We start from the raw sequence: 10,651 nt of genomic DNA on the forward strand, positions 1-10,651 counted from the left end.
CCTTCGTCACGGAGTGCGATCAGGTCGTCCTGACCATTTGCGCCGATTCCACGGCAGACCTCGTCGGCATAGGCATTCATAAGAGCCTTATCCGGTGTGAATGTCGCTGGTGCCGTGTAGCCGCTCTCCATCTCATGGGCGAGTAGATCGACGAATTCCTGATAAAGGGAAGGATCGCGAGCGCCGAGATAAAAGACGGACGACGGGCCCATTACCGCCCAGCGGATGGCCGGACCGGCCACGATCGCTCTATCAATTGCTTCAAGATCGGCTACACCTTGCGAAAGCAGGTAGAGAATTTCGCGGAACACGGCAAACTGAATCCTGTTGCCGATGTAGCCGTCAATCTCGCGCTTCAGTTCAACCACTTCGCAGCCGGTCTTCTGATAAAATTGCGTTGCTGTGGCGATCGCTTGCGCGGCCACATCTCCACCGGCCACTTCCACCAGCGGGACCAGATAGGGAGGATTGAAGGGATGGCCGATGATGATCCGCTCCCCATGTCGCGCCTCTCGCCTCAAATCCGTCGCGAGAAAACCTGACGAACTCGACGCGATGACTGCATCCACTGGTGTAAGGGCATCTATCTGCGCGATAAGTCCGGTCTTTGCATTTACATCCTCAGTCGCGCTCTCTTGAACAAATTGGCTACCTTCAAGCGCTTCTTCGAGATCAGTGGTGAACCTGATTCGGGCAGGTGATGCACCCGGCGCAAGGCCAAGTTCCTGTAGCGACGGCATCGCCCGTTCGAGCGACTCTCTAAGATACTCTTCACGTTCAGCCGACACGTCGTAAACGGTGACGTCCAAGCCGGCTCGCATGAAATGCGCAGCCCACCCGGCACCGATAAGACCGGCGCCGACGCAGGTAACTTTAAAAATTTTATTGTTCACTTAAGTTTTAACTCCGGCGGATTCTTCGCCTGTCACGGCGGAACTGTTCAACTGGTAGAAGCTGAGAGCTGACTGTGGCAGGCGAGATCAATGGGAGATTTCTGCGCTGCCGACAGGTTCAGACCTGCTGCATTCTTCCTTAGGCTTATATTACAGACGGGAGGCGACGACCGGTTCGTATTGCGCTCCGATATGTGAATATGATAGACGAGTTGTTATGAAGCTTCCGCCACTCCAATCACTGCGTTCATTCGAGGCTGTCGCACGAATGCTTAGCGTGACCCGAGCTGCCGAGGAGCTGTGTGTGTCTCACTCGGCTGTCAGTCATCAGATCCGAAAGCTTGAGGATTGGATTGGGATTTCGCTTGTAGAGCGGAATGGTCGAGGCATTCGCCTCACAGAAGCCGGGGAACGATACAAGATTAAGGTCTGTGAAGCTTTCGACAGCATCCACGCCGAGACGGAACTTCTGCGTCAACGCGGTTCTGCGCCGATGGTGCGTGTGTCTTGTCTGCCGATGTTCGCAGTCGCGTGGCTGATGCCGCAGATGCACGACTTTTGGGGAAAGTTCCCTGACGTTCAGGTGGCCATCCAATATGCGAGAGCGGCCAAGGTTTTGGACCCTGCTTCAGTGGATGTTGCCATCGAGCATGGAAATTCGAGTGATTTTCCAGATTTTGTTGCTATCCCGCTTCTTGATGGCACGACTGTGCCGGTCGCATCACCAGACTATCTGCAGCGGAACAATTACCAGGATCCTAGGGACCTGGCGCGCCTGACGCTTCTGCATGATGATGACCGAAAGTTTTGGGGGCTCTGGCTTAGAAAGATCTCGATTGATTTCGACGTTGATCCCCGGCTCGCAGAGACTGGCATGATCTTTCCAGATGGCAATCTCACCCTAGCTGCATGCCTGGCTAGTGAGGGAGTGGCTCTCCTGCCGCGAAGCGTCGTGCTATCTCAGTTAAGGGCCAAGACCCTTGTCTCCTTGTCGACTGTGGCGATTGAGGAGGAAAAGTCCTACCTGCTTCTGACTCCTAAAAGCCGACCCGTTCCACGGAGCGCCCTCTGTTTTGCACAGTGGATGCAATCGCTGCCTGGGACGACGAAGATCGGCGTGCCGAAAACCTAAACTTGATTCAGTCGCGGCCCAGATTAGCGCACAGGCTAAAGGCGTCCGCTTACGGGCAAGAGCGAGCCCTTTTCGCTAATGCTCAATTCCAATTAGATGCGCACCTGTCTGTTTTGCTCAACTTTCCCCAGTCAAGTTTCACTTGTGCAGGAGCCAGGATTCTTCGTTAGCTACGAGCACGCTTCACAGGACGAAGCCTCAGGCTGTGTCCGCCTCCTCAAGCGTTTCGCTCAACCGCGCGCGCCGCCTGATCGGCGCCCACGACATGGAGCTTCGCTCGCAAGCCATGTCCATCATCGGAGATATGCATGAATCGTGAACCCTTCATCACTTGCGCCGTAACAGGCGGAGGCGATTTTGCAGGCAAAAGCCCCCACGTGCCCGTCACGCCTGTGGAGATCGCGGACAGCGCGCTCGAAGCATATGAAGCGGGCGCGGCAATTGTCCATCTTCATGTTCGCGATCCAGAGACGCGACTTGGTAGCCGGGATGTCGGACTCTATCGCGAGCTTGAGACTATTATTCGGGAGCGCAACAAGGACGTCATCATCAATCTGACCGGTGGTATGGGTGGTGAGATCCTGTTTGGTTCTGAGCAATCTCCGTTGCCGCCAACTGCAGGGACGGATTTCGTTGGTCCCAAGGAGCGAATGGAACACATTCTGGAATTGAAGCCTGAAATCGCCAGCCTCGATACAGGCTCGTTGAACTTCGACGACTCGCTTTATGCGACGACGCCTACGTGGTTGCGGGCGATGTCGGAGAGCTACAAGGAGGCCTCAGTCCTTCCGGAGATCGAAGTCTTCGAACTGGGTCATATCGAACTGGCAAAGCAGTTGATCAAGGAAGGTCGAATCGCACAGCCGCCGCTGTTCCAGCTTTGCCTTGGGATCAAGTACGGAGCGCCCGCCACGCCGCATGCGATGATGGCGATGCGTAATGCGCTGCCATCGAACGCCATCTGGGCGGGGTTTGGACTTGGCGCCATGCAGCTCCCCATGGCTGCACAGGCTGTTCTCCTAGGCGGCAACATTCGCGTTGGTCTGGAGGACAATCTCTATCTGGAGCGTGGCGTCCTCGCCACCAATGCGCAGTTGGTTACAAAGGCTCGTCAAATTGTTGAAGCCATGGGAGCCAGGATACGCTCCGCTTCGGAAACGCGGACTTGGCTTAACCTGAAGCCCCGCACATAGTTGGCATTCGCGAAAGTCAGGCGTTGCAGCTCGCCGCAGAGCTGCAACGCTTTCCGGAATCTATCCTGTGGGTGTTACGCCAGATCCACCGCAGGAAAGCTTCATGGCCGTTCATAATCTCAAAGGCGGACTAATCAGAGTGGCCTCAGACCACCAAGCTTCCCCCATCGATCGGTAGAGCAATTCCGGTGATTGACTTCGCGGCCTCACTGCAGAGGTATAGAACACCGGCTGCTATCTCGTCAGTTTCCACGAAGCGGCGCGTTGGCATATCCGTTAGAAAGTAGTTCCGGGCCGCCTCTTCGAATGAATATTGGAGCTCTGCCGCTTTCGCCTCGACCTGCTTCGCGACGAGAGGCGTCAATACCCAGGCAGGGCATACGGCATTGCAGGTGATCCCGAGCTGAGCGCCCTCGAGCGCAACTTCCCTAGTCAATCCAAGAATGCCATGTTTGGTTGCCACATAAGCGGATTTACGCGTCTCCGCTGTGAACGCGAGCGTCGACGCCGTGTTCACAATTCGGCCCCAGCCACGCTCCTTCATCTGCGGCCAAACCGCTCTCGTTGTCGCGAAGGCCGCAGTTAGATTGATTGCGAGCAGGCGCTGCCATTGCTCGTCAGAAAATTCATCGATGGCGGCCAGATGCTGAGCTCCAGCATTGTTGACCAGGATATCGACCTTTCCCAGCTCGGCCGTGACAGCCGCGACCAGGCCACTGGCCTCGGCTATATCCGACAGATCGTGGGCAAAATGCTTGGCGCGCCGCCTGGTCCCCTCGAAAATGCTACGGGTGATATCATCGATTTTGCTTTGAGCGGCGAAACCATTCAGCGCGACGTCAGCTCCGTTTGTCGCGAGCATGCGAGCGATCGCCAGCCCAAGCCCGCTGGTTGAACCGGTCACCAGGGCAACTTTGCCGTGGAGCGGCACGGAAATACTCATATGAAGGCCTTTCCATAACCAATTGATTTTAGCACACCCTCAGAGAACGTGTCTGCAAGAGCAATGACAAGTGAATCTGGGCATCCAAACCGTAAGCATTATTCACCGAAACAGCGAAGGCGACCTGCGGCACTGAAACTTATCGTTTATGCCTTAGATCCTTCTCGCGGGCTCAATTGCCATGTGAGCGGCTGAAGACTGTGGGGCCCCCTTGCACGAGTTCTCGCGACGATGTATTGTGAATAGGATTCACATGTGCTTGCAAAAGATCAATTGAATGATCGACTGCCGTCAAGGAGCATTGCAGGCACTGAGATTAGAGCGATGGCCAATGGCTAATTCGCCGGCTGCATTGAGCAGACTTGATTTCGTAGGCTCGTAGCCCTTGAAAAGGGGAATTAATGTGAATCCGAATTCTTCGACGGCGCGAGGGCCGCTCCTGGAGATCTGTAATCTACGGAAGTCCTTCGGCCCCATGGAGGTCCTGAAGGGCGTCAGCATCGGCGCCGCCCAGGGCGATGTCGTCACGCTGATCGGAAGCTCCGGGTCCGGGAAAAGTACTCTGATCCGCTGTATCAACTTTCTTGAAGAGCCTACCGCCGGAGAAATTGTACTCGACGGCATCGTCTTTCCTGCTATGGGCCGGGATCGGCGCACGAGGAAGCAGAATGCCGAGCTGATCGCCCTGCGCCGCAAGGTTGGAATGGTGTTCCAGTCTTTCAATCTGTGGCCACATCGAAGCGCGATCGAGAATGTGATGGAGGGGCCCGTACAGGTGCTCGGGCTTTCCAAGAAGGATGCTCGGGAGCGTTCTCTCGGCTATCTCGAGAAGGTGGGCCTTGCGGACCGTATTAATCATTACCCCTCTCAGCTTTCGGGTGGGCAGCAGCAGCGCGTAGCAATCGCGCGCGCGCTTGCGATGGAACCCGAAATTCTTCTCTTCGACGAGCCGACATCAGCGCTGGATCCCGAACTTGTGGGCGAAGTGTTGCGCGTCATGCAGAACCTGGCGGCAGAGGGAAGGACGATGATCATCGTCACCCACGAGATGCAGTTCGCGCTCGAGGTCTCCTCGGAGGTCGTTTTCCTCTCGAAGGGCAACATCGAAGAGAGGGGCAAACCTTCAGAAGTCCTGAAATCCCCGACGTCGGAAGCGCTCGCTTCCTTCCTTCAAAGATATCGATCCTAGTCAACATCAAGAAAAGGGGAACCTGATATGAACATGTTGAAAATGCTGTCGTCTACCGTTGTCGCGGCTGTTGTCAGCGTCGCAAGTTTCTCATCTGCCAGTGCGGATGAAACCATCAAGATTGGCATCGATGCCGCGTACAAGCCGTTCGCTTACGTAGAAGCCAATGGCGAGCTGGCGGGTTTCGAGATTGACCTCATCAAGGCGGTCTGCGCTGAGATAAAGGCGAACTGCGAGCTCTCGAACGTACCGTGGGACGGCATCTTCACGGCGCTCGAAACCGGAACGATCGATATGATCGGCACCACTGTTACGAAGACAAAGGTTCGCCTTGAGAAATACGATGCCTCGCGCATGATCTATCGGGTCGGCTACGCCTTCCTGGTGCCAAAGGATGCCGATACCTCAAAAGGGCTTGACAGGCTGAAGGGCCAGTCGATTGGGACGATCGCCGGAACCCAAGCCTACTATGACTATATCAAAGGTGTTCTTGGTGCAGACACGGACATCAGAGGTTACGATACCGCTGATGCAGCCGTGCTCGATCTGGATGCAGGTCGCATCGCGGCCTTCCAGAGCGATAATCTTCAGCTTGAACAACAATATGTCAGCACGGGAAATTACAAGCGTGCCGCTGAGGCTACCTTCGATCCAAAGTATGTCGGGGAAGGACGAGCCTGGTTTTTCCGCAAGGGATCGGCTGACCTTGTCAGCAAGGTCGACAAGGGTCTGGATGCCGTTATCGCAGCAGGGAAAGTGGACGAGCTCGGCGTGAAGTACTTCAACACCAAGCTGGTCACCGACTGACCGACGATGAACAATCTTCCAAAGGGGATCTGCAATGATTGAGATCGTTGCACCCTACATGAGCTTTTGGTTGAAGGGCGCAGCGCTCACCTTGGGGCTGTCGGCTGCGTCCTTCCCGAGCTGCGTTCTCATCGGCTTGACGGTGGCATTCGCCGCCGTCTCGCGTACTCGAGCTGTTTCGCTTGCCGCGGCAGCTTACATCAACGTGTTCCGTGGTTTGCCTGAGATCATTGTGATTTTCGTGGTGTTCTACGGATCTAATATCGTCCTTACGATGCTGGGCAAACCGCTGGGCTTTCAATTCGGCGGCAGCAATCCTGCCATCGCCGCATTGGTTGCCTTGTCGGTGCAGTTCGGCTCCTATGCCGCGGTGATCTTCAAGGATTGGATGGCTGTATTTCCCAAGGGGTATACGGAGGCAGGGTTAGCCATTGGGATGACCCGACTGCAGATCCGCAGGCGCATCGTCGTTCCATTGCTGCTACGCTCGGCTACTCCGGCGCTCGGCAACCTTTTCCTGGTGATGCTGAAGATCTCGGCTCTTGCCTCGCTTATCGGGGTGGCTGAACTAAGCCGGACGACGAGCATCATCGCCGGCTCCACGCGCGAACCTCTCGTCTGCTATCTGATCGCGGCGGTAATGTACCTTGCCATCTCTGCGGTTTCCGGCTTCGTGCAGCACCGATTCGAAGCAGCTATGGAGAGGTCACTCTGATGCTGAATTTTGCGATTCTCGAGACGAGCGCCTTCTGGTGGGCTGTCCTGGACGGCTTGGGCGTCACTCTGGCGCTCACGGCCATCAGTATGGTCCTCGGCTTCGCGCTCGGTGGCGTCTTGGCTTCAATGCATGTCTATGGAAGTCCCGCGGTCCGTTTCGCAGCGAAAGCGTATATATTTGTCTTCCGCGGCGTGCCGCTGCTGATCCTACTGTTCCTGATATATTACGGCTTGCCGCGAGTAACCTGGTTTAGGGGTAGCCTGTTCTGGGATCTGGTCTTGACATCACCCTTCCGGACCGCAGTTTTCGTTTTGACGATCAACAATGCCGCCTATCTCGGGGAGATGATCAGAGGTGGGCTGAGGATGGTGCCAGCCGGACTATTGGAGGCAGCAGCGGCGGTCGGCATGACGAAGACGCGCGCCTTCTTTCGGATTCATGCGCCGCTCGCGCTTCGATCTATCCTAGGAAACCTGGGAAGTGAAACGATTGCTGTGGTGAAAGCGTCCGCCATCACTAGCGTAATTACAGTCAGAGATCTGATGGGTGGCCCAACCGTGCTCGGAAAGGTCTATCTGGATCCGCTAACGCCGTTGTTGGTCGTCGGCATAATGTACGTCGTACTCGTGCAAATCATCGATCTAGGAACAAAGTTGGTCAGAGGCCATCTTGCACTGCCTGGGTCGGTACAATCTCATCACGTGTAACATTCTACGCACATAAGCGGCCATCAACGGGCGCGCCAGTTCCGGCGCGCCTGTTTATTATTTCCTCGCAGATTGCTCGGCTCCCCTTGGCATTACCAGTAGAGGCAGCCCATAGCGGCGTTGGCCTTAAACGAGGCCGCACTCGCTATGTGTGCATACAATTCACATGTCCCACCGCCATCAACACCAGTCTTGGCTCGTGCCCTTTGCTATTTCTTGCGGCCAATCGCCCGAGCGTATCGAGCGAACTGAAGTTCGCTGACGGAGAGACGGCCGCATTCACGGTCAGTCCAATTCGGCACTCGAGCCAGCTGATTTCGTACTCAAAAGTGGAGGAATGACTTGAACAAGATCTACGCTGATTCAAACGCACCTCTTGAAGGCCTGTTGTTCGACGGGATGGTCATTGCCGCAGGCGGGTTCGGACTTTGCGGCATTCCGGAGCTGTTGATCGGTGCAATCCGTGAGGCAGGCACGAAAGATCTGACCATCGCCTCGAACAATTGCGGCGTCGATGACTTCGGTCTCGGCGTGCTGCTGAAGACGAAGCAGATCAGAAAGATGATCTCCTCCTAAGTCGGCGAGAACGCCGAGTTCATGCGGCAGTATCTGAGCGGTGAACTGGAGCTCGAGGTCAACCCGCAAGGGACGCTCGCCGAACGCATGCGGGCGGGCGGCGCAGGCATCGCCGGCTTCTACACTAAGACCGGCGTCGGCACGGTCGTTGCCGAGGGCAAGGAACTGAAGACAGACCCCCATTCACCTCGCCGCATAGCTCACGAGATGGAATTGTGATACTGTGAACTAAAATCTATAGTTGTCAACTGCCGACATCATCGTTGCAGGCGGCATGGAGTCGATGTCGATGGCGCCGCACTGCTCGCACCTGCGTGGCGGTGTGAAGATGGGCGACTTCAAGATGATCGACACGATGATCAAGGACGGCCTGACGGACGCCTTTTACGGCTACCACATGGGCGTCACCGCCGAGAATGTCGCCCGTCAGTGGCAGCTGACCCGCGAGGAGCAGGACCAGTTTGCGCTTACCTCGCAGAACAAGGCGGAGGCGGCCCAGAAGGCCGGCCGCTTCGCCGATGAAATCGTTCCTTTCACCGTCAAGACCCGCAAGGGCGATGTCGTGGTCGACCAGGACGAATATATCCGCCATGGCGGCACACTCGACAGCATGACCAAGCTTCGCCCCGCCTTCGACAAGGAAGGCACGGTCACCGCAGGAAACGCATCCGGCATCAATGACGGTGCTGCCGCAGCCCTTTTGATGAGCGAGCAAGAAGCAGTGCGCCGCGGCATTCAGCCTCTTGCCCGCATCGTCTCCTGGGCAACGGCCGGCGGCGACCCCGGCATCATGGGAACGGGTCCGATCCCGGCTTCGCGCAAGGTACTTGAAAAAGCTGGCTGGAAGATCGGCGATCTCGATCTCGTGGAAGCGAACGAGGCTTTTGCGGCCCAGGCCTGCGCCGTCAACAAGGTCCTCGGCTGGGATCCGTCGATCGTCAATGTCAACGGCGGCGCCATCGCCATCGGTCATCCGATCGGGGCTTCTGGTGCCCGCGTCCTCAACACGCTGCTCTTCGAAATGAAGAGCCGCGGCGCCAAGAAGGGCCTTGCCACCCTCTGCATTGGCGGTGGCATGGGCGTCGCGATGTGCGTGGAAGCGATGTGAGGGGAGGCCACCGCGATGCCCGGCGCCAAGTTCCGTCTCTGCGATGTCGCACTCGACTGCTCCTTCAGAACGCGGGATGCGCGCGTCGAGCGTGAACAGGCGCTGGCGATCATCGACCTTCTGGAATCAAACTCCTTCACGCCGATCGGCCATGACGGCGGCCCCTATCGCCTCAAGATCGAGACCGCGGACGGACGATTGGCAATGCATGTTGCCGACGACAACGGGATGCATGTCGTCACTCACTGTCGCTGACGCCTTTCCGCAGACTGCTCAAGGATTACACCCGCATCTGCGAAAGCTATTACGACGCGATGTGCCGGCCGGGGCCAGAGCGGCTGCAGGCGATCGATATGGGCCGGTGTGGCATCCACAACGAAGCGGCCGAACTGCTGAAAGAGCGTCTCTCCACCAAGGTCAGCATCGACAAGGACACGGCGCGCCGTCTGTTCACTGCCGACGCGCGGAAACACGGCGTCGAGGTGCGCCCCGTCTGCATCAACCGCTCGCGCTGGGACTGCACGTTGGAGCCGATCGACGGCACCGACGGGCATGCGGTCCGGCTCGGCATGCGTCTGGTGCGCGGTTTGGCGACGGCCGACGCGGCGCGCATCGTCGCCGCCCGCGCCGATGAGCACTTCGCATCGGTTGACGACATGTGGCGGCGATCGGGCGTACCAGTCGCCTCGCTTGTCGAGCCTGCCGAAGCCGATGCCTTCCTGTCATCCCTACGTCTTGAGCGACGCGATGCGCTCTGGGCGATCAGGGCACTGCGCGACGAGCCGCTTCCGCTCTTCACTGCCGCGGCGGAACGGGAGGCGCGGGCCATCGCCGAGCAGCAGGAGCCGGAAGTCGAACTCGACATCACCGTTCCTCCAGCCTGAAAGAGCTTAATAAGGCGGTACACAGTTGCTCGACTGACTTCGAGTTCGGTCGGCCGCAAGTAATGCCACATCTCCGGCTGCCACCTTGCCGGAGCGATGCATTAGGAATCCTCGGATCGCCTCTGCGCGTCGACACGCCTCATCCCAAAGCGCTTCATCAACCTCGTCGGGAAATGGATGACTCATTGCAGAAACACCGTCGATTTCGTCGACGATTGATTCTCACATTAAGTGGGTCTTCCTCACTTTGTGTGGAGATCTGCCAGTTTAATCGGCATCATTCGTGCCCTGAGAAGCTCAGGGCCTGCTCTGCCATACATTGCGCGCTTAATCGTCTTCAGTCGGTTGATCTGACCTTCTGCCTGACCATTGTCCAGGGCAGATCGATGGCGTTACAGACGGCGTCGATATCACGGCGAAGAACGCGGGCAAAACGGGCCAAGGAAGCGAGCCCGGAGTGAATGGCATCATCGATCCATTCTTCGAGTTTCGTCGAAGCTC

Annotated in this window: 8 protein-coding genes and 5 pseudogenes; 10 read left to right on the forward strand and 3 right to left on the reverse strand. The window is 57.2% G+C overall.

Annotated elements, in window-relative coordinates; all coding sequences use genetic code 11:
• Positions 1 to 893: 3-hydroxyacyl-CoA dehydrogenase NAD-binding domain-containing protein (locus tag A3C3_RS40770; protein WP_022719393.1), on the reverse strand; the 893-nt coding region annotated here is incomplete at its 3' end.
• Between the two features lie 217 nt (positions 894 to 1,110).
• Between A3C3_RS40770 and A3C3_RS0136405 the strand changes: the two genes are divergently transcribed.
• Positions 1,111 to 2,025 carry a LysR substrate-binding domain-containing protein gene (locus tag A3C3_RS0136405; RefSeq protein ID WP_022719394.1) on the forward strand — a complete coding sequence of 305 codons (915 nt, stop codon included), beginning with the start codon at positions 1,111 to 1,113 and terminating at the stop codon, positions 2,023 to 2,025.
• Between the two features lie 308 nt (positions 2,026 to 2,333).
• A complete protein-coding gene (locus A3C3_RS0136415) occupies positions 2,334 to 3,218 on the forward strand; it encodes a beta-keto acid cleavage family enzyme (protein WP_022719396.1) in 885 nt (294 codons plus the stop codon).
• Positions 3,219 to 3,363: 145 nt separating this feature from the next.
• Here A3C3_RS0136415 and A3C3_RS0136420 read toward each other — a convergent pair whose 3' ends face one another.
• A complete protein-coding gene (locus A3C3_RS0136420) occupies positions 3,364 to 4,161 on the reverse strand; it encodes a 3-hydroxybutyrate dehydrogenase (RefSeq protein ID WP_022719397.1) in 798 nt (265 codons plus the stop codon).
• Positions 4,162 to 4,564: 403 nt separating this feature from the next.
• Here A3C3_RS0136420 and A3C3_RS0136425 point away from each other — a divergent pair, with 403 nt between their 5' ends.
• From A3C3_RS0136425 to A3C3_RS44765, 8 genes and pseudogenes are all read left to right on the forward strand, one after another.
• The gene (locus tag A3C3_RS0136425) at positions 4,565 to 5,350 is read left to right on the forward strand and encodes an amino acid ABC transporter ATP-binding protein (protein ID WP_022719398.1); all 786 of its coding nucleotides are present in this window, start codon (positions 4,565 to 4,567) and stop codon (positions 5,348 to 5,350) included.
• Positions 5,351 to 5,377: 27 nt separating this feature from the next.
• Complete coding sequence (locus A3C3_RS0136430; protein WP_022719399.1) at positions 5,378 to 6,157, forward strand: substrate-binding periplasmic protein; 780 nt, start codon at positions 5,378 to 5,380, stop codon at positions 6,155 to 6,157.
• Between the two features lie 70 nt (positions 6,158 to 6,227).
• A complete protein-coding gene (locus A3C3_RS0136435) occupies positions 6,228 to 6,872 on the forward strand; it encodes an amino acid ABC transporter permease (RefSeq protein ID WP_167521886.1) in 645 nt (214 codons plus the stop codon).
• Complete coding sequence (locus A3C3_RS40775; protein ID WP_022719401.1) at positions 6,872 to 7,582, forward strand: ABC transporter permease subunit; 711 nt, start codon at positions 6,872 to 6,874, stop codon at positions 7,580 to 7,582. The genes A3C3_RS0136435 and A3C3_RS40775 overlap by 1 nt, the downstream gene beginning before the upstream one ends.
• Positions 7,583 to 7,981: 399 nt before the next feature.
• Positions 7,982 to 8,329 (forward strand): annotated as a pseudogene (locus A3C3_RS42345) (CoA transferase subunit A); the annotation flags it as partial.
• Between the two features lie 79 nt (positions 8,330 to 8,408).
• Positions 8,409 to 9,266, forward strand: a pseudogene (locus tag A3C3_RS40785) (acetyl-CoA C-acetyltransferase); the annotation flags it as partial.
• 15 nt (positions 9,267 to 9,281) lie between these two features.
• A pseudogene (locus A3C3_RS42350) lies at positions 9,282 to 9,661 on the forward strand (UPF0262 family protein); the annotation flags it as partial.
• 60 nt (positions 9,662 to 9,721) lie between these two features.
• Positions 9,722 to 10,126 (forward strand): annotated as a pseudogene (locus A3C3_RS44765) (helix-hairpin-helix domain-containing protein); the annotation flags it as partial.
• Between the two features lie 266 nt (positions 10,127 to 10,392).
• On the opposite strand, the pseudogene A3C3_RS42355 reads toward A3C3_RS44765, so the two are convergent.
• Positions 10,393 to 10,651: pseudogene (locus tag A3C3_RS42355) on the reverse strand (transposase); the annotation flags it as partial.

The sequence above is a fragment of the Rhizobium mongolense USDA 1844 genome, assembly GCF_000419765.1.
Taxonomy (GTDB): Bacteria; Pseudomonadota; Alphaproteobacteria; order Rhizobiales; family Rhizobiaceae; genus Rhizobium; species Rhizobium mongolense.

Bases quoted from the DNA above. Each gene is read 5' to 3' on its own strand.
- A3C3_RS0136405 (WP_022719394.1), top strand. From the start codon at position 1,111: ATGAAGCTTCCGCCACTCCAATCACTGCGTTCATTCGAGGCTGTCGCA.
- A3C3_RS0136415 (WP_022719396.1), top strand. From the start codon at position 2,334: ATGAATCGTGAACCCTTCATCACTTGCGCCGTAACAGGCGGAGGCGAT.
- A3C3_RS0136420 (WP_022719397.1), bottom strand. From the start codon at position 4,161: ATGAGTATTTCCGTGCCGCTCCACGGCAAAGTTGCCCTGGTGACCGGT.
- A3C3_RS0136430 (WP_022719399.1), top strand. From the start codon at position 5,378: ATGAACATGTTGAAAATGCTGTCGTCTACCGTTGTCGCGGCTGTTGTC.
- A3C3_RS40775 (WP_022719401.1), top strand. From the start codon at position 6,872: ATGCTGAATTTTGCGATTCTCGAGACGAGCGCCTTCTGGTGGGCTGTC.